This window comes from Streptomyces sp. NPDC002853 (assembly GCF_053591915.1).
In genome coordinates this window covers 138,525-160,010 of record NZ_JBSFUS010000008.1, presented here as the reverse complement: position 1 = coordinate 160,010, position 21,486 = coordinate 138,525, and the positions used below count along the sequence as shown (strand labels likewise).

Annotated in this window: 20 protein-coding genes; 10 read left to right on the top strand and 10 right to left on the bottom strand. The window is 71.0% G+C overall.

Annotated features, from left to right (window positions below; translation table 11 throughout):
• Positions 1–99 precede the first annotated feature (99 nt).
• Positions 100–1,353: an MFS transporter gene (locus ACWD02_RS22765; protein ID WP_451214570.1), complete on the top strand. Its 1,254-nt coding sequence runs from the start codon at positions 100–102 to the stop codon at positions 1,351–1,353.
• A gap of 75 nt (positions 1,354–1,428) precedes the next feature.
• Positions 1,429–2,709 (top strand): serine-threonine protein kinase, encoded by a 1,281-nt coding sequence (locus tag ACWD02_RS22760; protein ID WP_451213756.1) that lies wholly within the window; start codon positions 1,429–1,431, stop codon positions 2,707–2,709.
• Positions 2,710–2,722: 13 nt separating this feature from the next.
• Here the strand turns inward: ACWD02_RS22760 and ACWD02_RS22755 are convergent, their stop codons facing one another.
• The gene (locus ACWD02_RS22755) at positions 2,723–5,536 is read right to left on the bottom strand and encodes a penicillin acylase family protein (RefSeq protein ID WP_451213753.1); all 2,814 of its coding nucleotides are present in this window, start codon (positions 5,534–5,536) and stop codon (positions 2,723–2,725) included.
• Between the two features lie 238 nt (positions 5,537–5,774).
• Between ACWD02_RS22755 and ACWD02_RS22750 the strand changes: the two genes are divergently transcribed.
• The gene (locus tag ACWD02_RS22750; RefSeq protein WP_451213750.1) at positions 5,775–6,383 is read left to right on the top strand and encodes a hypothetical protein; all 609 of its coding nucleotides are present in this window, start codon (positions 5,775–5,777) and stop codon (positions 6,381–6,383) included.
• Between the two features lie 33 nt (positions 6,384–6,416).
• Here the strand turns inward: ACWD02_RS22750 and ACWD02_RS22745 are convergent, their stop codons facing one another.
• On the bottom strand, positions 6,417–6,935 hold the full coding sequence (locus tag ACWD02_RS22745) for a hypothetical protein (protein WP_451213748.1): 519 nt from the start codon (positions 6,933–6,935) through the stop codon (positions 6,417–6,419).
• Between the two features lie 51 nt (positions 6,936–6,986).
• Between ACWD02_RS22745 and ACWD02_RS22740 the strand changes: the two genes are divergently transcribed.
• Both ACWD02_RS22740 and ACWD02_RS22735 read left to right on the top strand, forming a co-directional pair.
• A complete protein-coding gene (locus ACWD02_RS22740; protein ID WP_451213746.1) occupies positions 6,987–7,709 on the top strand; it encodes a 3-keto-5-aminohexanoate cleavage protein in 723 nt (240 codons plus the stop codon).
• Positions 7,710–7,851: 142 nt separating this feature from the next.
• Positions 7,852–8,934 (top strand): RNA ligase (ATP), encoded by a 1,083-nt coding sequence (locus ACWD02_RS22735; protein WP_451213743.1) that lies wholly within the window; start codon positions 7,852–7,854, stop codon positions 8,932–8,934.
• Positions 8,935–8,962: 28 nt separating this feature from the next.
• On the opposite strand, the gene ACWD02_RS22730 is transcribed toward ACWD02_RS22735, so the two are convergent.
• Complete coding sequence (locus ACWD02_RS22730) at positions 8,963–9,553, bottom strand: helix-turn-helix domain-containing protein (RefSeq protein WP_451213740.1); 591 nt, start codon at positions 9,551–9,553, stop codon at positions 8,963–8,965.
• 60 nt (positions 9,554–9,613) lie between these two features.
• On the opposite strand from ACWD02_RS22730, the gene ACWD02_RS22725 reads away from it, so the two are divergent.
• Both ACWD02_RS22725 and ACWD02_RS22720 read left to right on the top strand, forming a co-directional pair.
• A complete protein-coding gene (locus ACWD02_RS22725; protein WP_451213737.1) occupies positions 9,614–10,786 on the top strand; it encodes an aryl-sulfate sulfotransferase in 1,173 nt (390 codons plus the stop codon).
• A gap of 4 nt (positions 10,787–10,790) precedes the next feature.
• Positions 10,791–12,137 carry a uracil-xanthine permease family protein gene (locus tag ACWD02_RS22720; protein ID WP_451213734.1) on the top strand — a complete coding sequence of 449 codons (1,347 nt, stop codon included), beginning with the start codon at positions 10,791–10,793 and terminating at the stop codon, positions 12,135–12,137.
• Here ACWD02_RS22720 and soxR read toward each other — a convergent pair.
• Positions 12,094–12,561 (bottom strand): redox-sensitive transcriptional activator SoxR, encoded by a 468-nt coding sequence (gene soxR, locus ACWD02_RS22715; protein ID WP_451213731.1) that lies wholly within the window; start codon positions 12,559–12,561, stop codon positions 12,094–12,096. The genes ACWD02_RS22720 and soxR overlap by 44 nt on opposite strands.
• Positions 12,562–12,677: 116 nt before the next feature.
• Between soxR and ACWD02_RS22710 the strand changes: the two genes are divergently transcribed.
• Positions 12,678–13,142, top strand: coding sequence for a MaoC family dehydratase (locus ACWD02_RS22710; RefSeq protein ID WP_451213728.1), 465 nt, complete (start codon positions 12,678–12,680; stop codon positions 13,140–13,142).
• Between the two features lie 13 nt (positions 13,143–13,155).
• Here the strand turns inward: ACWD02_RS22710 and ACWD02_RS22705 are convergent, their stop codons facing one another.
• The 3 genes from ACWD02_RS22705 to ACWD02_RS22695 form a co-directional block, all read right to left on the bottom strand.
• Positions 13,156–13,788, bottom strand: coding sequence for a TetR/AcrR family transcriptional regulator (locus ACWD02_RS22705; RefSeq protein WP_451213725.1), 633 nt, complete (start codon positions 13,786–13,788; stop codon positions 13,156–13,158).
• A gap of 69 nt (positions 13,789–13,857) precedes the next feature.
• Positions 13,858–14,154, bottom strand: a complete 297-nt coding sequence (locus ACWD02_RS22700; RefSeq protein ID WP_451213723.1) for a YiaA/YiaB family inner membrane protein — start codon at positions 14,152–14,154, stop codon at positions 13,858–13,860.
• Positions 14,155–14,239: 85 nt separating this feature from the next.
• The gene (locus tag ACWD02_RS22695) at positions 14,240–15,391 is read right to left on the bottom strand and encodes an acyl-CoA dehydrogenase family protein (protein WP_451213720.1); all 1,152 of its coding nucleotides are present in this window, start codon (positions 15,389–15,391) and stop codon (positions 14,240–14,242) included.
• Between the two features lie 108 nt (positions 15,392–15,499).
• On the opposite strand from ACWD02_RS22695, the gene ACWD02_RS22690 reads away from it, so the two are divergent.
• Both ACWD02_RS22690 and ACWD02_RS22685 read left to right on the top strand, forming a co-directional pair.
• Complete coding sequence (locus ACWD02_RS22690) at positions 15,500–16,150, top strand: TetR/AcrR family transcriptional regulator (protein ID WP_451213717.1); 651 nt, start codon at positions 15,500–15,502, stop codon at positions 16,148–16,150.
• A 111-nt stretch (positions 16,151–16,261) separates the two neighbouring features.
• Entirely contained in the window at positions 16,262–17,305 is a 1,044-nt protein-coding gene (locus ACWD02_RS22685; RefSeq protein WP_451213714.1) for an urea transporter, read from the top strand.
• On the opposite strand, the gene ACWD02_RS22680 is transcribed toward ACWD02_RS22685, so the two are convergent.
• The 3 genes from ACWD02_RS22680 to ACWD02_RS22670 all read right to left on the bottom strand — a co-directional run bounded on the left by ACWD02_RS22680 (position 17,271) and on the right by ACWD02_RS22670 (position 21,343).
• Complete coding sequence (locus ACWD02_RS22680) at positions 17,271–18,635, bottom strand: MFS transporter (RefSeq protein ID WP_451213711.1); 1,365 nt, start codon at positions 18,633–18,635, stop codon at positions 17,271–17,273. The genes ACWD02_RS22685 and ACWD02_RS22680 overlap by 35 nt on opposite strands.
• 202 nt (positions 18,636–18,837) lie before the next feature.
• Complete coding sequence (locus tag ACWD02_RS22675) at positions 18,838–19,920, bottom strand: Zn-dependent alcohol dehydrogenase (protein ID WP_451213708.1); 1,083 nt, start codon at positions 19,918–19,920, stop codon at positions 18,838–18,840.
• A gap of 34 nt (positions 19,921–19,954) precedes the next feature.
• Complete coding sequence (locus ACWD02_RS22670; RefSeq protein ID WP_451213705.1) at positions 19,955–21,343, bottom strand: aldehyde dehydrogenase family protein; 1,389 nt, start codon at positions 21,341–21,343, stop codon at positions 19,955–19,957.
• Positions 21,344–21,486: the final 143 nt, after the last annotated feature.

Genomic DNA, 21,486 nt, shown 5'->3' with positions numbered 1-21,486 from the left:
CTGGCCCCTACATCCAACGCGACAGTGCCGGTCGTGCGGAGCGAAACGACAGCAGCAGAGAAACAGCAGGTCCCGGGCGCGGACGGCAGCCCCGAGAGCATGCGCCGGGTGGCCGTGGCCTCGTTCATCGGGACGGCCATCGAGTTCTACGACTTCTACATCTACGGCACGGCGGCCGCGCTCGTCCTGAACGAGGCGTTCTTCCCCACCCTCGACCCGGTCAACGCCACCCTCGCCTCCTTCTCCACCTACGCGGTGGCGTTCGCGGCGCGGCCCATCGGCTCGGTGGTCTTCGGGCACTTCGGCGACCGGGTGGGCCGCAAGTCGGTGCTCGTGGCCTCGCTGCTGCTGATGGGGCTGTCGACGGCGCTCGTCGGCCTCCTGCCCGGATACGGCACCCTGGGCATCTGGGCGCCGGTCCTGCTGATCCTGCTGCGCTTCCTGCAGGGCATCGGGCTCGGCGGCGAGTGGGGCGGTGCCGCGCTGCTCGCGGTGGAGCACGCGCCGAAGAAGAAGCGCGGCCTGTACGCCGCCTTCCCGCAACTCGGCCCGTCCGTCGGGTTCTTCGCGGCGACCGGCGTCTTCTGGCTGCTCTCGGCCGTCCTGACCGACGACGCGTTCCGCTCCTGGGGCTGGCGCGTGCCGTTCCTGCTCTCCTTCCTCCTCGTCGGCGTCGGACTCTTCGTACGTCTGCGCATCAGCGAGACGCCGGTCTTCGCGAAGGTCATGGACGCACAGGAGGCCAGCAAGGTCCCCACGCTCGACGTGCTGCGGCACCATCCGCGCGAACTGCTCCTCGGCGCGGGCGGGATGGTCGTCGCGTACGGCCTCTTCTACACGGCGACGACGTACTGCCTCGCCTACTCCACCGGCACCTTGGGCGTCTCCCGCAACACCATGCTGGGCCTCTCGCTGGTGGCCTGTCTCTTCCTCGCGGCCGGCACCTGGCTCGCCGCGACGCGCTCCGACGGTGCGGGACGCCGCAAGCTGGTCCTCGTGGGCGCCGGGCTCGCGGTGGTGTGGGGCCTGGTGCTCTTCCCGCTCCTGGACACCGAGCAGCCGGTGCTCATGGCGCTGGCGCTCGGCGGCGCGCTGTTCTGCATGGGGGTCGTCTACGGGCCGATGGGAGCCTACCTCCCGGAGCTGTTCGGCACGAAGGTGCGCTACTCGGGCGCCTCGCTCGCCTACAACCTGGGCGGTGTGCTCGGCGGCGCGGTCTCCCCGCTGGTGGCGACACGGCTGCAGTCCGCGTTCGGTTCCTCCTCGGTGGGCTGGTACGTGAGCGCGATGGCCGTCGTGTCCCTGGTGTGCGTCCTCGCGCTGCCGGAGACCCGGGAGCGGGAACTGGCGTGACCCGGTGACCGTGGTGGGCGCCTGTCCCAATGCGTGCTGCGGGACATCTGGTCAGTACACCGGGGCCGCAGGACGATGGTCGGCGTGGAGCCCTACTGGGAATTGACCTTCGACGCCGACGGGGATGTCGACACCACGCAACGCGACCATCTCCTCGCCGAGGTGGCCGACGAGAACGTCACCGATCTCCTCGTCCTCGCGCACGGCTGGAACAACGACCAAGACATGGCGACCGACCTCTACCGACGGTTCTTCGCACCGTGCCGGGACCTCGCGGGAGCGCGCGTACGCCTGGGGTACGTGGGTGTGCTCTGGCCCGCCATCCGCTTCCCCGACGAGCCGATCCCGGACTTCGAGCCCTCGGTCACGGCCGCCGGGCCGGGGCCCGTGCCGGGCGCGGGACCCCTGCTCGACGAGCCGACGCGGCTTCTGCTCACCCGCACGTTCCCCGATCACGAGGACGACCTGCGGCGGATCGGGGCGCTGTTGGAGGAGCGCTCCGAGGTACCCACGCGCCTCTACGAGTACAGCCGCCTCGTGCGCAATCTGGTCGCCGTGCACCAGAACAGTGCCGCGTGGCGCTTCGCCAACGACACCTGGACGGGCCTGCCCGCCATGCTGACCGACGACGCGGTCGAGGTGTGCCAGGTGTTCGCCGCGGCGATGGAGGGCACGGGCCAGCAGGAGCTCTTCGGCAGCCTGCGCAAACGTCTCTGGAACGGGGCGCACGAACTCCTGCGCCAGGCCAGCTACTACGCCATGAAACGCCGGGCGGGCTCCGTGGGCCAGCTGGGACTCGGCCCCGCGCTCGGGCTGCTCGCCCGGGAGGCGCCGAACGTCCGGGTGCACCTCATCGGGCACAGCTTCGGCGCTCGGCTCGTGTCGTACGCCCTGCGCGGGATGCCGGCGTCGGTGCGCAGCGTGAAGTCCACGACCCTGCTCCAAGGGGCCTTCTCGCACTACGCGTTCTCCAAGCGGCTGCCGCACGCGCCCTCGCGCGGCGGCGCGCTCAACGGCGTGCAGCGGCGGATCGACGGGCCGCTGGTGTCCTGCTACTCACGGCATGACGACGCCCTGGGCAAGATCTACCCCCTGGCGTCGAAGACCGCCGGTGACTCCTCGACCTTCCTCGGTCTCTGGGAGCGCTGGGGCGCCATCGGGTACGACGGAATCCGGGCGGTGGACGGCGCCAAGCGCGTCAAGCTGGGCCGGGCGATCCCGGCCAAGGGGTGCGTCAGCGTGGACGCGTCGTCGGTGGTGCGGCGCGGCGGTCCGCCCTCCGGCGCGCACAGCGACATCTGCCACGAGGAGCTGGCGCGTGTCGTGTTCGCCGCAGGGCGGATCGCCTTGTCGTGACTCCCCTGCGCGCCTAGCGGTGCTCGGGGAACTCGACGACCTGCTGGTACGTGGGCCGGTTCTGCCACTGGACCGGCCCGTGCGTGATGCCGCCGAGCGCCCGGTGGATGATCGAGTCCGCGCACCACTGCTCGCCCGGCTTGCAGCTGTCGTCGCCGGGATAGACCTCGGTCGCGGGCTTGGCCACGGCCTGCGTGAGGGTGGCAAGGAGCGCGTCACGGCAGGCGTCCAGCTTCCCCTCGCCGCAGTACTTCTCGCCGAGCTCACCCTTCACCGGCTCACCGAGCACGGCCCGCAGATCCTTGTCCGCATAACCCCACCAGCCGTACTGGAAGGCCGATCCGGCGTGCGCCCCGGTCGGGCCGTGCCCGGCCGACGGTGACTCGTCGGTGCTCAGCTGCGCCGTCAGCGCCTCGTACAGCTCCTTGCCCATGCCCGGCTTGAACTCGGCCTCGATCAGCAGGGGCCACCAGGCGTCCATGATGCGTACGGCGTCGGGGTGGGCGTACTTCTTGGAGCCGGCGGCCGTCTGATTGCGCTGCGACCCGGCCTTCAGCCACGCCTCCAGCTGCTGTACGGCCTTGGCCTGCTGCGGGTCGGTGACGGGCTTGCTCCGCACCACCTCGAGCAGCTCGGGGAGGACCTGTTCGCCGCGCAGGTCGGTGACGGCCGCCTCGGACATGGCCCGCGTCAGCTTGGCCCGGGTGACGCTGCCCTGTTCGGTGAGCTTCTTCACCCGTCCGTCGAGCAGGTCACCGCGGTGCACGGCGCTCATGCCGAAGCCCGCCGTGCTGAAGTCCTTGGCCTGCTTGTTGTTCCAGGAGATGTAGTAGTCCTGGTTCACGGACTGCGGGTGCTCGTTCGGCGGGGTCTGTGCCGAGGTGTTGTTCTCCGGGTCGAAGTCCCGCCATTCGTAGGCCTTTTGGGCCTTGACCGGCAGGGCGGGGTCGATGTCCTTCGCGCGCTGGGGGTTGGCGCCGCTGTTGTAGTACGCGGTGTCGCGCGAGTCGGCGTAGAACCAGTTGAAGGCGTAGCTGATGTTCTCGGCGGCCTTCTTGAAGGTCGACGCGTCCTTGACGTACGTCGGGTCGTTCAGCATCTGGAAGCCGATGATCGAGTCGGCCTCGTGGCGGTAGGTGGAGCGCAGCGAGACGTACGCGACGGGCTTGCCCTCCACGCTCGCGCGGTGCGTCACGACGCCGTACTTCGTGCGGAACACCTGCATGCGGTAGGAGCCCGCGGCCGTGGAGTCGGCGAGGGTCGGCTTCCAGGCGTTCTTGCGCTCCAGCTTCTCCATGGGGGTGCAGGTGCCGTCGTGGAGATAGTGGGTGGACTGCTTGGTGGGGGCGCCGCCGCCCGGTTCGCAGAGCTCGACCGCGTACGTGTCCGTGATGTCCTGCCCGGCGGACGTGGCCGACCAGGCGTAGTCCTGTCCGCGCCCCAGCTGGACGTACATGCCGACGCCCGCGAAGGAGACGCCGCGCGCGCTGATCCCGGGGCCCTGCAACTCCTGCTGCATGAGGAGCTGCGGGGCGAAGTAGCCGGTCTGCGGGCCGAAGACGGCGACCGGGTTTCCGCTAGCGGTGTGCTGTCCGGAGACGAGGAGGGCGTTCGACATGCCCTTCTTGTGGCCGTCCTTCCCGAACAGGTCGGCGGGCAGCACCCCGTCGTCGTACATCCCCTGGACCGGCTTGAGCTTCTTCGGCGCCTTCACCGGGTCCTTGGCGGCCGTCCTGGCGCCGCCCTCGCGGTCGTACACGAGTTGCTCGCGTTCGACCGAACCCGCGTCGGGCATGGCGGTGCCGCGCGCGTTCTCCGGCTTGCCCGCGTACGGGAAGCTCGTGTCGTCGTGGATGGTCCGGACGGCCTCGGGGTCGTTGCGGGCCCGGAAGGACTCCCAGACCTTCGTGCCCTTCTCGACGCCGTACTTCTCCTGGGACTTGAGGAGGGAGAGGGCAGCGTCGACCTCGCCGCCGCCGCCGTTGCCGAAGAGACCGCCGACGACGGACGCGAGCGCGATCATGTCGCTGATCTTGAAGGGCTCTATCTCGCCGATGTTGGTGATCGCGTCGATCTTGCCGGTGAGGACGTACTCACCGGGGAAGTAGCGGCCGTTCTTCGACTTGACGCGGTAGGCGTTGAGCCCGTCGATGTAGGCCTGCGCGTCCTTCATCGCCTGCTCGCCGCGCTCGCCCTGCGTCGACTTGATGTACTCGACCTGCTTCTCCAGGTCCTTCTCCGTGTACGGGGCCTGCGGCCAGAACTGCTGCTCCAGGCCCTGGTTGGCGAGCGCGCCGCCCGCGAAGGAGGTCAGCTCGCCGCGGCCGATGTGCCGGAACAGGTCGATCAGCCAGAGCCGGTCCTGCCCGGCGGCGAAGCCCGCGCCGAACTCGGTGCCGTAGCGCGTGGAGCCCTTGATGTGCGGGATGCCGTACTTCTTGTCCCGGGTGATCGTGACGTCGTCGCGCGGCCTGGTGACAGAGGCGACCTGGCCGTCGCGGACGCCGAAGGACGCGTCGTTGAAGAACTCCGTCAGCTTGTCGTCGGTGAGGGACGGATAGCCGGAGGAGAGCGCGTCGTAGGGGCCCAACTGGTCGTCCGCGTGCTTGGGCTGGGTGCCGAGGACGCGGTGGGCGAGTATCTCGGCGAGCGTGGCGTTGCCGTTCGCGCCGGGCGGCAGGATGTCCGCGCACTGCCCCTCGCAGTGGTCGGCGGCGGGCGGCGGTTCGTCGGCGGCGTTCCCCGGCTGCGGCGCGAGGAGGGACGCGGCGAGCGCGAGTGCCGCGGTGGCGGTGAGGGTTCTGAGCCGGACGATGCGTCGTCGCATGTGTGCTCCTCTGGGCTCCGCTTGTGCTCCTGTGGGGTGGAGTTGAGGCGGAGGTTACTGGCGGGTTGCCGAACCCGGAAGATGAACATGCGTCGCTTTTTCAGAATGCACACATAGCTCCAGCTCACCGCCGTCTTATGTCGTGCATCGAAAATCGGATGGAAGTCGAGGGAGCCGAATCGCAAGTCGATACGTCTACTCGGCAACGTCCGAGAACGTGCGACGGAGGTGCAGGGCGATGGCCGGATTCCGGAGTCTCGCGAGACAGGTGCGCGATCCGCTGAGCGATTTGGCACTGCGGCGGTATTCACTGCGCAAGTGCCTGGAGAGGTTCGCCCCTTACGGTCACCGGGCGACCTGGGACCATTTGTGCTCCCGGGCGGGCTTCGGTCCCGAGGACCGTTCGCCCGATCCGGCGCGACTGGTGGCCGCGCTCGACGAACTGGAGGCGGCGCGTGCCGTCTGGCTCGCCTACGAGCGGGACTTCGCGGAACGCCGCCGCAAGGAGAAGCACGACGGGCTCCGCCGGCCCGGCAGCGTGGACGACTGGCACCGGTGCACCTGGGGCGGGTTCGGGGTCGCCTGGTGCGACGATCCCGGCATCCACCCCTCGGGACCACTGGCCGAGGTGCTGCGGCGGCTGATCGCGGCACTTGAGCGTGAGCCGGGCGCGGTCTGCCCGGTGTGCGACCGCACCGACCTCGTCTGGACGCACGGGTTGGCGCACGAGCCCTCCGCGGGCGCCGTCTGCACGGGCTGCGGCATCGTCGTGCCGGCCCCGGTGCTCACGCCCGCCGCGATGGCGAGGGCGCGGGCCCGGCGGGCACGGCCGCTGGTCTCGGCATGACGTCCGGCCGGAGCGTCCGGGGGCGTACGCGGGCTAGGGCGTCGCCACGTCCGTCTGTATGGCCAGCTTGAACTCGGCGAACATGAGCGGAGCGGCGATCTTCACGTCGCCGGGGCCGCGCGCCGACATCTTCAGGCCGACCGGAGTCTGCGGGTGGACGAACATCTGCCACATGTGCGTCCGGTACTGCCCGCCCCTGGTGGGCATCCAGTCGGTGGTGGCCGTCGAGTCGTACCCGGAGGAGTCGCCGAGCGGATCGCGCACGAAGCGCGCGCGGTACTCGGTGGGCCGGTCGTCCGGCTCCCAGAAGATCATCGCCGACAGGGTGCCCCAGCCGTGGTGGCTCGGCCAGATGAGTCCGGACCGGGCGTCCGGGAAGCCCGACGGACTGGTGGCTCCCTTGCCGGGGTCGTGCATGTGCCAGGGGTCGTACGACTCGTCGGTGCCCGTGTACGGAAAACGCACGAGGTGGTAGCCGTCGCTGTCGTAGGTGATCTTCTGCCGTCCCGAGCGCTCGGCACTCCACAGCAACGAGCAGATGGCTATACCCATCGGCCTACCCCCTGTGAGTCGTCTGTGTGTCGTCGTCTGTGCTGTCCTGTGGTGATGCAGGTATGTCTGAACGGCGCCCGCGGCGCGGGCGATGGTGCGTTGATCCCCCTGTCACCCGGGGCGATGGCCGAGTCCGTGGCGGCAGCCGTCGCGGCCGGCGCGCGGGACGTTCATGTTCACCCCAAGTCCCCCTGTGGGCAAGACACGTTGGCGCCACGTGCGGTTGCGGCCGCGCTGACAGCGGTCCGCTCCGTGACGTCCGTGCCGGTCGGGGTGACCACGGGCGCCTGGGCCGGCCCCGACCCCGGCGAGCGGGTGGCGCACATCCGCGCGTGGACCGTGCTGCCCGACCACGCGTCGGTGAACTGGCACGAGCCCGGGGCGGAGGCGGTGGCCGAGGCGCTGCTGGACCGGGGGGTGGGCGTGGAGGCAGGCATCTGGTCCGGCACGGACGGGACGGAACGCTTCCTGGCGTCGGCGCTCGGCCCGCGCGTCCTGCGGGTCCTCGCGGAGGTGACGGACCCCGACCCCGGCACGGCCCGCGACTCGGCCCGCGCCCTCCTCGCCGTGATCGGCCGGGCACACGGCCGCCCCGTCCTGCTGCACGGCGAGGAGGGCGGCACCTGGCCCGTGCTGCGGCTCGCGGGGCGCCTCGGCCTTGCCACCCGCATCGGCCTGGAGGACACGCTGGTCCTGCCGGACGGTGAACGGGCCGCGTCGAACGCCCAGTTGGTGTCGACGGCGCTCTCGATGCTCGGCACGCCGTCCCCGTGAAGGGGTGGGCCCGACGCCTTGGAGCGCGGATGCTAGCAGGCCCATATCCGGTCGCTCCAGCGATTTGCCGTCGGCACAGTTGGCGTCGATGACAGTCGTGTCCCCGTGCCCGCGAGGCACGTAGAACCCAGGAGCCCGCCCCATGTCGACGCTGCGCGTCACCGCCGAAGTGCTGACCATCCACGAGCATCCGAACGCCGACGCGCTCGAGCTGGCCCAGGTGGGCCTGTACCGCGCGGTCGTCGCCAAGGGCGCCTACCGCACGGGTGACACGGCGCTCTACATCCCCGAGCAGTCCGTGCTCCCGGCGGAGCTGATCGCCGAACTGGGGCTCACCGGGCGGCTCGCGGGCGGCAAGGCGGACCGGGTCAAGGCGGTACGGCTGCGGGGCGAGCTGTCGCAGGGCATCGTGTGCCGGCCGCGGGCGCTCGCGGAGGTGGACCTGGCGCGGGCCGCCGCGGACGGCACGGACTTCGCGGACCGGCTCGGCGTCGTGAAGTGGGTGCCGCCGATTCCGCCCACCATGAGCGGCGACGTCGAGCCCGCGCCCGATCTGCTGCCCTGGGTGGACATCGAGAACATCCAGCGCCACCCGGACATCTTCGCGCCCGGCGAGCCGGTGGTCCTCACGGAGAAGCTGCATGGTTCCGCCTGCCTGCTGACCTACGTGGCGGGAGAGGGTGAGAGCGAGGGCGGCCGGGTGCACGTCTCGTCGAAGGGCTTCGGCTCCAAGTCCCTCGCCCTGAAGGAGGATCCGCGCAATCTCTACTGGCGCGCGGTCCACGGCCACGGAGTCGTGGCCGAGGCCGCCGCGCTGGCCGAGCGGCTCGGCGCGCGCCGGGTCGGCATCTACGGGGAGGTGTACGGAGCGGGGGTCCAGGACCTCACGTACGGCGCGGACGGGCGTCGTGAGACGCTCGGCTACGCGGTCTTCGACGTGCGCGCGGAGATCGACGGCGAGGTCCGGTGGCTCGACCCGGCGGCGCTGCTCAAGGACCGGCTCCCCTTGGTGCCGCGCCTGTACGAGGGCCCGTACGACGCCGAGCGCGTCCTGGAGATCGCCTCCGGCCGCGAGACGGTCTCGGGACGCGCCCTGCACCTGCGGGAGGGCGTCGTGATCCGGCCCGCGGTCGAGCGGTACTCCCCCGTGACCGGCGGCCGCGCCATCGCCAAGGCGGTCAGCGCGGACTACCTGACGCGCAAGGGCGGCACGGAGTTCGAGTGACTTCCCGGGCGGACGGGAGGCGGCCGCGTCAGTGGCCCCTCTCGTCCGTCACCCGCACCCCGTCCGCGATCCCCACCACCAGCACGCGGGTTCCCTTCTCCAACGGGCGCCAGCGGTGCGGCAGTTCCGCCGCGCAGTACAGCGTGTCCCCGCGGTCCAGGCGGTACACGGAGCCGTCCGCCTCCACCTCGGCCGAGCCGTCGGCCACGTAGAGGATCTCGTCGTTGCGGTGGCGGTACTCGCGGCCCCAGTCGTGATCCCCGGTGAACTCCAGTGCGTGCAGCCGCTGGTGGCCGCGGACCAGCGGCCGCATCCGGGCCTCCCGGTCGCCCTCGCCCTCGCCCACCGAGGCGGAGCCGCCGCGCACCACGTCCACCGGCTTCGGCGGATCCGCCGATGCGAGGAGCTGGACGGCCGTGGTGTCCAGGGCGTCGGCGATGCGCTGCAGGGATCCCATGCTGGGCCGCGAGCGGCCGTTCTCCACCTGACTGAGGAAGGGCGCCGAGACCCCGGCCCGCGCCGCCACGTCCGCCAGCGTCAGATCAAGGGCCCGGCGGAGCCTGCGGATGCCGGGGCCGACCCGCGGGACGCCCGCCGCACTTTCATCACTCGTACCCATGTCACTCAGCCTATCCGTCGGGTTAACCTCTTCGGCACCACTTAAGAAACTTAAGCGCCCATGAATGAACCGGACCGAGAGGACGGGATCTCCATGACCCGCGTGGACCAGAATCAGCGCCGCCGCCGCGGCACCGGCCTGATGGCCCTGGACGAGGACGCCAGTTACGGCGGCTACACCCTCTTCGCACCGCTCACCGGAAGCGGCGAGGTCTACCTCGTCGACGCCCACGGCGAGATCGCCCACCGGTGGGACCTCCCGCACCGCCCGGGACGGCACGCGCGGATCCTGCCGAACGGCAACCTCGCCTACAACGGCGTACTCCCCGACGAGCCCGCCCTGTTCCCCATGTGGCACAAGTACCGCGGCGGGATCATGCGGGAGGTCGCACCGGACGGCACGGTCCTGCGCGAGCACCGCGACCGCTTCCAGCACCACGACGCGCACCACTACGGCGACGGACGGCTCCTCTACACGGCACTCGAGCCCCTGACCGGCGCGGACGCGGCAGCCGTACGCGGCGGCGTGCCCGGCTCAGAGGCCGACGGCGGCACGGTCTGGGCCGACACCATCGTCGAGGTGGACGCCGAGGGGAACACCACCTGGGAGTGGAAGGTCTCCGAGCACCTCGGCCGCGCGGACTTCCCGCTCCACCCCGACTACGCCCGCGAGCACTACCCGCTGATCAACAGCGTCCTGCCGACGAGCGACGGCAACATCCTCGCCAGCTTCCGTTCGGTCTCCGCCGTCGTCGTCATATCCCGCGAGACGGGCGACATCATCTGGCGCTCGGAGCCCGGCGTCGTCTCCCAGCAGCACTGCCCGACCGAGCTGGCGAACGGCAACTTCCTCGTCTTCGACAACGGCGTCTTCCGGCCGCACTGGGACGTGCCGTTCAGCCGCGTCGTCGAGATCGAGCGCTCCAGCGGGAAGGTCGTCTGGGAGTACCACGACCCGGCCCGCGAGTCGTTCTTCGCGCCGTTCATGGGCAGCGCCCAGCGCCTCCCGAACGGCAACACCCTCATCACCGACTCCCCGGCGGGCCGCCTCTTCGAGGTCACTCCGGACGGCTATCTCTGCTGGGAGTACGTCGTGCCGTTCTTCGGCGGCTACGAGGAGGAAGAGGTCCGCAAGCTCTTCCCGTCGGAGCCCAACGCCGTCTTCCGCGCCTATCGTTACGCAGCATCCGAACTGCCCTGGCTCACCCCGGCTCCCGCGCCAGCGAAGGGCTGAGCCCGTGGTGGCCGCCGTCGACGAGCGCCTTCCGCTGCCGCGCCTCGCACCGCTCGCCCTCCAGCATCTCCTCGCCGGGATCGCCGCGCCCGTCTCCTCGGTGATCCTGATCGGCACGACGCTGCGGCTGACCGCCGCTCAGACGGCCTCGCTGCTCAGCGCCACGCTGGTGCTGTGCGGCATCGGGGCGCTGCTCCAGTCCCTCGGGGTACGGGCGCTGCGCATCGGCGCCCGGCTGCCGTTCCTGATGCTGCCGGGCGGGGCCGCGGTGGCGATCTTCCTGCAGATCGGGAAGGAGTACGGGGCCGCGACGGCGTCCGGCTCCGTACTGATCGCCGGGGTGTTCCTGATCTGTGTACTGCCCTTCTACGGACGCGTGGTGCGGCTGTTCCCGCCCCTGGTGATGGGGACGACGGTCGTCCTGATCGGCATCAACATGATCAAGGTGACGGCGCCGATGGTGGCGTCGGGGCCAGGCCCCGGGTTCGCCACGCTCGGCGTCATCGCGCTCCTCTTCCTCGTCCTGCGAGGGGTGTGGCGGCAGATGGCGGTGCTCCTCGGTCTCGTGGGCGGCACCGCCATCGCGCTCCTGCTCGGTACGGACATCCATCTCGCGTCCGGTGCCGCGTTCGCGCTGCCGGACCCCTTCCCTTACGGCGCCCCGCACTTCGACCTGCTCGCGGCGATCCCGCTGCTGGTCTTCGCGCTCGCCTCGCTCGCCGAGGCCACCGGCCAGACCGTGCTCAACAGCGAGGCGGTCGGACGCACCCCGGACGCGGGCCGGGACGTGCCGCGCATCGCCCGCGCCGACGCCCTCGTGTCGCTGGGCGCGGGTGTGTTCGGCACGTCCTTGATGGTGACGAGCGCCGAGAACATCGGCATCGTCCAACTGACGCGCGTACGCAGCAGGTTCGTCACGGCGGGCGCGGGCGTGCTGCTCGTCGTCTGCGGCCTGCTGACCCCGCTGACGCGCCTTCTCGCCGCCATCCCCGAGCCGGTGGTCGGCGCGGCCGGCCTGGTGATCTACGCGGTGATCGCGGTCCTCGGCTTCAGCATGCTGTCCCGGGTCGACCTCACGCACGGCACCGACAGCGTCGTGGTCGCTCTCGCCCTGGTCGTGGGCTTGCTGCCGGTGATGACCCCCGGGCTGTACGCGCCGCTGCCGTCCTGGGCGCACACCGTCCTCGGCAGCGGAGTGGCCGCGGGAGCGCTCGCCGCGGTGATCCTGAGCGTGGCTTTCCGCCACCTGGGACCGCGGGACCGGGCCGCCGCCACGCCCGAAGCCACTCTCGACGCCACTCCCGCGGTCACGACTGAGGCCGGCGCTCCGCCAACAGACGGGAGCCGGTGAGGCGTTCGCCGAAGACGTCGTCGGGGTTGGAAAGCACGCAGTTCTCCAGGGAGAGACAGCCGCAGCCGATGCAGTCGGTGAGGTGATCGCGCAGCCGCCCCAACTGCTTGATCCGCTCGTCCAGTTCGGAGCGCCAGTCCTCCGAGAGGCGTGCCCAGTCCTCGCGGGTGGGGGTGCGCTCCTCGGGGAGCGAGTCGAGCGCCTCGCGGATCGTGGCGAGCGGGATGCCGACGCGCTGGGCGGCGCGGACGAAGGCGACGCGGCGCAGCGCGTCACGGTGATAGCGGCGCTGGTTGCCCGAGGTGCGACGGCTGGCGATCAGGCCCTTGGTCTCGTAGAAGTGCAGGGCGGAGACGGCGGCGCCGCTGCGGGCCGAGAGCTGGCCGACCGTGAGCTCGTGGATCTTCTCTGGGATCTGGGGCACCCCTCCAACCCTAATGGCAGATCCACCGGCCGCGACGACCGGTCCGTTGACACGCGTCGACACACGCAGCATGCTGAGCAACCGCTTAGTTCGTACATTTTGAGGAGGCCAGGGACATGGCAGAGCCGAGGATCTTCGCGTCGGCCGACGACCTGCGCGCCGGGGTCGGCGAGCAGCTCGGGCACAGCGAGTGGCTGGAGGTCGACCAGAAGCGGATCGACCTGTTCGCCGAGGCCACGGGCGACCACCAGTGGATCCACGTGGACGCGGAGAAGGCGGCGCAGGGCCCCTTCAAGACGACCATCGCGCACGGCTATCTGACGCTGTCGCTGCTGCCGAGCCTGGTGCCGGAGGTCATGCGCGTCGAGGGCATGAAGATGGGCGTCAACTACGGCACCAACAAGGTCCGCTTCCCCTCGCCGGTGCCCTCGGGCTCCCGGGTGCGGGCGACCGCCGTGCTCAAGGAGGTCGAGCAGACCAAGGACGGCGGCGTCCAGGTCACCGCCGTGGTCACCGTCGAGCGCGAGGGCTCCGAGAAGCCCGCCTGCGTCGCGGAGTCGGTGTCCCGCTACTACTTCTGAGGCGGGCGGGGGCTCAGGACGCCCGCTGCCGGGCCCCCACCATCCGCAGCACGAGGTCGGCGTAGAGCGCGCCGACCTCGTCGGGCGTCCGGGTGCCCGCGACATTGAACCAGCGGGCCACGTCGATGCAGAGCGAGAGCACGGCAAGGGTGGTGCCCGGCACGTCGGGGACGTCGAACTCCCCGTCCCGCACCCCGTCGTTGATCATGTCCCGCACGGCCGCGTCCGACTGGCGCCGCAGCGCGACGATCTCCGTGCGGTGCTCCTCGCCGAGCGCGTCCAGCTCGTACTGGACCACGCGGGCGGTGGTGTGATGGTCGGCGTGCCAGCGCACGAAGGACCGCACGGCGTCGGCGAGCCGCTCCGCCGCGCCGCCCGGACCGTCGGCCGCGGTGCGCAGGACCCGCAGGGCCTTGTCGTGGCCGATCCGGCTGATGCGGTGGAGCAGCTCTTCCTTGGTCTTGTAGTGGATGTAGAGCGCCGCCGGGCTCATGCCGGCGCGGCCCGCGATGTCCCGGGTCGTCGTCGCGTGGTACCCACGCTCGGCGAAGGCCTCGACGGCGGCGATCAGCAGCCGCCGCGCCGCATCAGGCGTGACCTCGCCCCATGGCAGGTCCTCGCCCTCGGTCTGCTCCGCCGTGCTCATCGCCCACTCCTTCCGCCGGTCGGGAGGGACACCATACCCCTGACGGTGAGCAAGCGCTTAGGACGCCGGTCAGACCACCGGCTTGAACGGGTCGTGTTCGGCCAGAATCTTCTCCAGACGGGCCTGGTCGACGCGGCTGACGAGCTGGTCCGCCTCCTGGCGGTCCCTGATCACCTTGGCGAGGGTGAACGCGGAGGTCGTCAGGTACAGGACGGAGATGGCGAGGAAGGCGCGGATCCAGCCGCTGACGTCGAGGCTGTAGATGCCGATCGCCACGGCGCCGATCGCCACGGCGAACGACGCGATGGCCTGACCGTAGTAGGCGGTGGTGCTCTGCTGCTTGACCGGTGCCGGTGTCTCACTCATGGTCAGAGCTTCGCCCGGCTACGGCCGCGCCACATCCGCTCCCGTACTCAGCTCACGTACTCAGCCCGCGCGGCGGGAGCCGCGTCTAGAAGGCCGAGATCCCTGTGAGAGCCCGCCCTATGACCAGCTTCTGGATCTGGCTCGTGCCCTCGTAGAGCGTCATCACGCGCGCGTCGCGCAGCAGCTTGCCCGCGGGGTACTCGTCGATGTAGCCGTAGCCGCCGAAGACCTGGAGCGCGTTGTTGGCGGCGCGCACCGCGGCCTCGGAGGCGAACAGCTTGGCCTTGGAGGACTCCGTGGTGAAGGGCTGCCCGCGGTCGATGAGGTCGGCGACCCGCCAGGTGAGGAGGCGCGCGGCGTCCACGTCCACCGCGATGTCGCTGATCAGCTCCTGCACCAGCTGGTGCCCCGCGATGGCCTTGCCGAACTGCTCGCGCTCGGTCGCGTACGTCACGGCCGCGTCCAGGGCGGCCTGCGCGATGCCCACGCATCCGGCGGCGACCGACATCCGCCCCTTCGCGAGCGCCGACATGGCCACCGAGAAGCCCTTGCCCTCGGGCGCCATCATGGCCGAGGCCGGGACGCGGACGTCTTCCAGGACCAGCTCGGCGGTGGCCTGGCCGCGCAGGCCGAGCTTGCCGTGGATCGTGCGACGGCTCAGGCCGGGGGTGTCGGTCGGCACGAGGAAGGCGGAGACGCCCTTGTGTCCGGGGGCGTCGTTCGTCCGCGCGAAGAGCAGCACGACATCGGCCCAAGTGCCGTTCGTGATGAACATCTTGGAGCCGTTGACGACGTAGGAGTCGCCGTCGCGCACGGCCTTCGTCGAGAGGTTCCCGGCGTCGGAGCCGGTGCCCGGCTCGGTGAGCCCGAAGCAGCCGACGAGCTCACCGGAGGTGAGCCCCGGCAGCCACTGGCGCTTCTGCTCCTCGCTCCCCCAGTACGCGATGGTCTTGGCCACGAGCCCCAGCGAGACCGACACGATGCCGCGCACGGACGAGTCGCCGCGCCCCAGCTCCTCGGTCACCAGGCAGTAGGCGAGGTGGTCGCCGCCCGAGCCGCCGTACTCCTCGTCGATGGTCAGCCCGAGGAAGCCGACCTCGCCGAGCTTCTTCACGATGGACCGGTCCACGCTCTCGGCGCGGTCCCACTCGATGACATGGGGCGCGATCTCGCGGGCCACGAAGTCCTTCGCCAACTGCCGGACGGCGGACTGCTCCTCGCTGAGCTCCAGATTCATCGCGTGGCACCTCTTCGGGTCGAGTCGTGGACCAGTCCTCGGACCGGTATGTGGCGCGGATTTAAATTAGCACTGCTAGTTTCTTACGGCAGCCCTACTATGTGCCGCATGGCCCGACCGCGCAAGCCCCTCCTCAGCAGAGAACGCATCGTCGAGACGGCGCGCGCGCTCGTGGACGCCGAGGGGCTCGCCGCCGTCTCGACGCGTCGCCTCGCCGCCGAGCTCGGGGTCAGCGGGCCCTCGCTCTACAACCACTTCCGCACGAAGGACGAGATCCTGGAGGCGGTCGCGGACTCGGTGAGCGCACAGGTGGACCTGTCGATGTTCGAGGCCGCCGACGCGCGCGACTGGCGGACGGCGCTGCACGACTGGGCCGTCTCGTACCGCGCGGCGCTCACCCTGCACCCCAACATCGTTCCGGTGCTCGCGAGCGGCCCCGGCCGCCGCCCGGCCGGACTGCGGCTCGCGGACGCGGTGTTCGGGGCGATGGTGGACGCGGGCTGGCCCGCCGCGCAGGCCACGTCGATCGGCGCCCTGATGCGGTACTTCATCATGGGTTCGGCGCTCGGCTCCTTCGCCGGCGGCTTCGTGGACGACGCGACCGCGTACGACCCGGCCGACTATCCGCACCTGGGCCAGGCCCACCTCCTCGCCGAGCGACAGCAGGAGATCGACGAGCGCGCCTTCGAGACGGGCCTGCGCGCGCTCCTCGACGGTCTCGCGCTCCAGTACACCCAGGTCGCGGTGGCCACGGGCTGACGGCTCGCCGCCGGCCGGGAGACGCACCTCGGTATCGCCACGCCCCGCCAGGTAGATGTAAGGTGCACCTGCCTTGTCGGGTGACACATGGACGTAACACGGGAGTGAGCCGTGCGGCACTCAACTGATGCCAAGAGCCTGCCACTTCGGGCCCTGCCCTTCGCCGCTCACGTCCTGCGCGGCCAGGCGCAGGTCACCTTCCTGCCCAGCGCGGCGGCAGGCGGCGTCTTCTGCGTGGCGCTCTTCGCGGCGGGATGGCAGTACGGCCTCTACGGGCTCGCGGGCACGGCCGTCGGCACGGTGACGGCCCGGCTCCTCGGTGCGGCGCACGACCGCGTCTCGACGGGGCTCGAAGGCTTCAACGCCTGCCTCACCGCGCTGTGCTTCGCGGTGTTCCTCGGGGCCGGGCACCTGTCCACGGCCCTGCTCGCCCTCGCGGGCTGTGTGGTGGTCACGGTGGTGACGGCGGCGGCCGGCAACCTCCTCGCCGTCTGGGAGCTGCCCTCACTCACGCTCCCGTACTGCCTGCTCGCGAGCGCGACGACGATCGCCGCACCCGGCTTCGAGCGGGTCTGGCACCACGGCGACGCCCTGGCCGCGCTGACGCGCGCGGCGACGGGCCCGACCTCGCTGCGAATCGACGACCTGGCGCGGGGGTTCTTCGCGGGCTTCGCCCAGATCTTCTTCATGCCGCAGTGGTACGTCGGCGCGATCCTGCTCGTGGGCCTCTTCGTCGCGAGCCGTCGCGCGGGGGCCGTGGCCTGCCTCGGCAGCGCGGTCGGGATCGGTTCGGCCTGGGCACTCGGGGCGCCTGCCGCGCAGATCGCGGACGGCACGGCGGGATACAACTCGGTGCTCGTCGCGCTGGCGCTGTGCGGGGTCTTCCTTCCCGCGCGGGGTGCGACGCTCGCGTACGCGAGCGTGGGCGCCGCCACGGCGACCGCCGTCAGCTCGGCCATGTCGGCGCTCCTCGCACCGTCCGGCGGGCATACGTTCACCTGGCCTTTCGTGCTGACGACGCTCGCGTTCCTGGCGGCGGCCAAGTCGTTCCCACGGCTGCGCACGACGGCTCCGGCGCCCTCGGCGAGCCCGGCGCCGGAGCCTGTCGTACCCCCTGCCGTCAGCGGGAACTCGCCCGCCCCGCAAGCACCTTGATGGAGCTCAGGGCGATCACCGCGAGACCGATGATGTAGGCGGAGACGGCCATCGAAGTACCCGTCGCCTCCAGGAGCAGCACCATCACGAAGGGCGCGAGCCCGCCGCCGAAGACGGCCGCGATCTGGTAGCCGAGCGAGGCTCCCGTGTAGCGCATCTCCGCGGTGAAGAGCTCCGCGAACAGCGCGGCCTGCGGCCCGTACATGATGCTGAGGAAACAGCTGGTGACGAAGGTGCCGACGGCCAGCCACAGCAGCGAACCGGTGTCGATGAGCAGGAACATGGGCACGGCCCAGACCGCGAGTCCAGCGGCGCCCAGCGCATAGATCCGCAGCCGCCCGATGCGGTCGGAGAGCGCGGCGGACGCCGGGATCAGGGCGAGCTGGGTGAGGCTCACGCAGAGCGAGACGGTGAGGACCGCGCTGCGCTTCATGTCGAGTTCGCGGGTGGTGTAGTCGAGGACGCCGGTGATGATGATGTAGAAGGTCGCGGTGTTCACGGCGAAGGAGCCGCCGGCCAGGAAGACGGTGCCGAGGTGGTGGCGCAGGATGGTGCGCAGGGGTGAGTTGCCCCCTTCGCCGCCCTCGCCCTTCTGGGACTTCTCCTTCTCGGCGAGAGCTTTCTCCGCCTCGCGGAATTCGGGGGTCTCCTCGACCCGCGTGTGGATGTACCAGGCGAGCACGAGCACGAGGAGCCCGACCATGAAGGGCACCCTCCATCCCCACGCCTCGAAGGTGCTCTCGCTGGTGACGGCACCGGCGATCAGGAAGACCGTGTTGGCGGTCACCACGCCGATGGGCACGCCGAGCTGGACCAGGCTGCCGTAGAGGCCGCGCTTGCCCTCGGGGGCGTACTCGGTGGCCATCAGCATCGCGCCGCCCCACTGTGCGCCCACCGCGATGCCCTGGAACACGCGGAGGGTGACGAGGAGGATCGGCGCGGCGATGCCGACGGTGTCGTACGTGGGGAGCAGGCCGATGCCCGTGGTGGAGAGGCCCATCAGGGTCAGGGCGAGGACCAGCATGGGCTTGCGGCCACGCTTGTCGCCGAGGTGACCCGCGATGATGCCGCCGATGGGGCGGGCCAGGAAGCCGACGGCGAAGGTGGCGAACGCGGCGAGGACTCCCGCGGAGGAGCTGCCGGAGGGGAAGTACAGATCGCCCAGGACGAGGGCGGCCGCGATACCGAAGACGAAGTAGTCGTACCACTCGACGGCGGAGGCGAGGGCGGCGGCGGTCGCCACCTTGCGGCGGTGGGGATCCGCCGGGTTCGCGGGCTGAGCGGATGCGGGGTGGGGGGCCGCCGTGGGGGCGGACGGTGCGGGGTCCATTGCGGTGCACACTCTGGTGGGTCCGGGGACGGGACGGGGGGGTGGGCGTGTGATTGCAGGGACCGTACCGACCGGTGGGTATGTGGTCAACGGTTCGCACAGAGGGTTCTGTTCGTGGCAGACGAACGCCGGACGGGCTGGAAGTCAGCACGTCCGGCGTTCGAGGACGAACTCGGCGGAGCCGGTGATGTCTTGACCGGGACTAGAACACCACCAGCGCCCGGCCCCCCTTCCCCGCGACCATGTTCTCGAAGGCCGCCGGGATGCCGTCCAGGGCGATGCGGTCCGTCACCAGGCCGCTCAGGTCGAAGCGCCCGGCGCGAATGTGCTCGGCCAGGACCGGCAGGTCCACCGCCGGGTCGGAGTTCCCGTAGACGCAGCCCGCGAGCGTCCGGCCCCAGTGGAAGATCTCCAGGGCGTTGAAGGTGACCTGCTGGTCCTTGCCGCCGATGCCGACCACCGTCGTGCGCCCGCCGCGCCGCGTGGACTCCCAGGCGGTACGGATCGTCACCGCGCGGCCCACGCACTCCACGGCCACGTCCACCCCGTGGCCGCCGGTGAGTTTGCGGATGTCCTTGGCCGTCTTCTCGGAGGCGACCACGTAGTCCGTGGCACCCGCGGCCCGCGCGAGCCCCTCCTTCTCCGGGGACACATCGACCGCGACGATCCGCGAGGCGCCGGCGATCCGTGCCGCCTGGAGCGTCGCGAGGCCCACTCCCCCGACCCCGAAGACCGCCACCGTCTCGCCCTCGCGGACCTTCGCGGAGTGGTGGACCGCGCCGTATCCGGTGAGCACCGCGCAGCCCAGGAGCGCCGCGTCCGTCAGCGGGACGCCGTCCGGGGCGGGCAGCACGCAGTTGCCCGCCACCACCGTCTCCTCGGCGAACGCGGCGACGTTCAGACCGGGGTGCAGGTCCACGCCGTCCGAGGCACGGCGTGCGTACACATCGGCCGCACCGGCCAGCGCGTTCACGCACAGCCATACCTCGCCGAGCGAGCAGGGGTGACAACTGCCGCAGGACGGAGCCCAGTTGAGGACGACACCATCGCCGGGGGCCACATGTGTGACGCCCTCCCCCACGGACACGACCGTCCCCGCGCCCTCGTGCCCGAGCACGGCGGGCACGGGCACCCGCATAGTGCCGTTGGTCAGGGACAGGTCGGAGTGGCAGACCCCGGCGGCGGCGAGGCGCACCCGCACCTGGCCTGGACCCGGCTCGGGCAGGTCGATCTCGGTGATCTCCAGGGGAGAACCGACGGCGGGCAGAACGGCGGCGCGGACCACGGTGGCGTACTCCTTGAAAGGCGGGTGGCGGGGATCAGAACTGGAGGGACTTCGTCTGGAGGTACTCGGTGAGCCCGTGCGGGCCCAGCTCGCGCCCCACCCCGGACTGCTTGTAACCACCGAACGGGGCAAGGGGGTTGAAGCTGCCCCCGTTGATGTCGACCTGCCCCGTGTCCATGCGGCGGGCGAAGGCGATCGCCTCCGCGTCGTCAGCCGCCCAGACCGCGCCCGCGAGCCCGTACACGGTGCCGTTGGCGATCCGCAGGGCCTCGTCCTCGTCCTCGTACCGGATGATCGAGACGACCGGGCCGAAGATCTCCTCCTGGGCGATCGCCATCTCGGGGGTGACGTCGGCGAAGACCGTCGGCTGGACGAAGTACCCCTGCTCGCGCGGCGCCTCGGAGCCGCCGGCCACCACCCGGGCGCCTTCCTCGACGCCCTTGTCGATGTAACCCCGCACGCGCGCCTGCTGCTTGGCGTTGACGACGGGACCGATGCGGGAGCCGTACTTGACCGCGGCGGCCGACGCGAGCGCGACCGCCTCGTCGTACCGCTCCGCGTCCACCAGCATGCGGGTCCACGCGCTGCACGTCTGGCCCGAGTTGGACATGACGTTGGCGACGCCGACGTTGACCGCCTTGGCCAGATCGGCACTGGGCAGGATGACGTTGGCGGACTTGCCGCCGAGCTCCAGGGCGACGCGCTTGACGGCCGCGCCCGCGGTCGCGCCGATCTGCCTGCCGACCGCCGTCGAGCCGGTGAAGGAGACCAGATCGACGTCCTCGTGCTCGGCGAGCGCCTGTCCGGCGACCGGGCCGAGCCCGGTGACCAGGTTGAAGACACCGGCCGGGATGCCCGCGTCGTGCGCGGCCTCGGCGAAGAGCTGGGCGGTGAGCGGGGTGTCCTCGGCGGGCTTCAGGACGACCGTGCAGCCCGCGGCGAGCGCGGGAGCGACCTTGTTGACGATCTGGTGGAGGGGGTAGTTCCAGGGGGTGATCGCGCCGACCACGCCGACCGGCTCCATGTAGACCGTGGAGTTGCCGATCTTCTCCTCGAAGGCGTACGTCGCGGCGAGCTCGGCATACGAACCGGAGACCAGGATCGGTACGCCCGCGTGCACCATCTGGGAGAACGGGAGCGGCGAGCCGAGCTCCGCCGTCACCGTCTCGGCGATCTCGTCCTTGCGGGCGACCAGCTGGTCGCGGAGCGCGCCGATGAGTGCGCCGCGCTCGGCGGGCGGGGTCGCCGCCCAGGCGGGGAAGGCCTCGCGGGCGGCGCGCACCGCCGCGTCGATGTCCTGTGCCGTGCCTGCCGGAACCTGACCGATCGGCTGCTCGTCGGCCGGGTTCAGGACCGTGATCGTGTCCGTGCCGACGGCGGGCCGCCAGGCGCCGCCGATGTACATGCCGTCGTGGGCCTTCATCGCACTCCTCAGGTAGTCGTCCGCACCCCAAACTAGCGCTGTTAGTTTTCTGGCACCAGGGGCGTCGGAAGGGCGTCAGAACCAGGGACATTCACCCCGGCTCCACACCTACCCCCCAGACGGACCGCCCACATTCCGTTTCG

What these genes read in the sequence shown, in the direction of transcription:
- ACWD02_RS22725 (WP_451213737.1), top strand. Translation starts at nt 9,614, where the DNA reads ATGAATGAACCGGACCGAGAGGACGGGATCTCCATGACCCGCGTGGAC.
- ACWD02_RS22695 (WP_451213720.1), bottom strand. Translation starts at nt 15,391, where the DNA reads ATGAATCTGGAGCTCAGCGAGGAGCAGTCCGCCGTCCGGCAGTTGGCG.
- ACWD02_RS22755 (WP_451213753.1), bottom strand. Translation starts at nt 5,536, where the DNA reads ATGCGACGACGCATCGTCCGGCTCAGAACCCTCACCGCCACCGCGGCA.
- ACWD02_RS22730 (WP_451213740.1), bottom strand. Translation starts at nt 9,553, where the DNA reads ATGGGTACGAGTGATGAAAGTGCGGCGGGCGTCCCGCGGGTCGGCCCC.
- ACWD02_RS22680 (WP_451213711.1), bottom strand. Translation starts at nt 18,635, where the DNA reads ATGGACCCCGCACCGTCCGCCCCCACGGCGGCCCCCCACCCCGCATCC.
- ACWD02_RS22710 (WP_451213728.1), top strand. Translation starts at nt 12,678, where the DNA reads ATGGCAGAGCCGAGGATCTTCGCGTCGGCCGACGACCTGCGCGCCGGG.
- ACWD02_RS22765 (WP_451214570.1), top strand. Translation starts at nt 100, where the DNA reads ATGCGCCGGGTGGCCGTGGCCTCGTTCATCGGGACGGCCATCGAGTTC.
- ACWD02_RS22750 (WP_451213750.1), top strand. Translation starts at nt 5,775, where the DNA reads ATGGCCGGATTCCGGAGTCTCGCGAGACAGGTGCGCGATCCGCTGAGC.
- ACWD02_RS22735 (WP_451213743.1), top strand. Translation starts at nt 7,852, where the DNA reads ATGTCGACGCTGCGCGTCACCGCCGAAGTGCTGACCATCCACGAGCAT.
- ACWD02_RS22745 (WP_451213748.1), bottom strand. Translation starts at nt 6,935, where the DNA reads ATGGGTATAGCCATCTGCTCGTTGCTGTGGAGTGCCGAGCGCTCGGGA.
- ACWD02_RS22705 (WP_451213725.1), bottom strand. Translation starts at nt 13,788, where the DNA reads ATGAGCACGGCGGAGCAGACCGAGGGCGAGGACCTGCCATGGGGCGAG.
- ACWD02_RS22760 (WP_451213756.1), top strand. Translation starts at nt 1,429, where the DNA reads ATGGTCGGCGTGGAGCCCTACTGGGAATTGACCTTCGACGCCGACGGG.
- ACWD02_RS22690 (WP_451213717.1), top strand. Translation starts at nt 15,500, where the DNA reads ATGGCCCGACCGCGCAAGCCCCTCCTCAGCAGAGAACGCATCGTCGAG.
- ACWD02_RS22670 (WP_451213705.1), bottom strand. Translation starts at nt 21,343, where the DNA reads ATGAAGGCCCACGACGGCATGTACATCGGCGGCGCCTGGCGGCCCGCC.
- ACWD02_RS22700 (WP_451213723.1), bottom strand. Translation starts at nt 14,154, where the DNA reads ATGAGTGAGACACCGGCACCGGTCAAGCAGCAGAGCACCACCGCCTAC.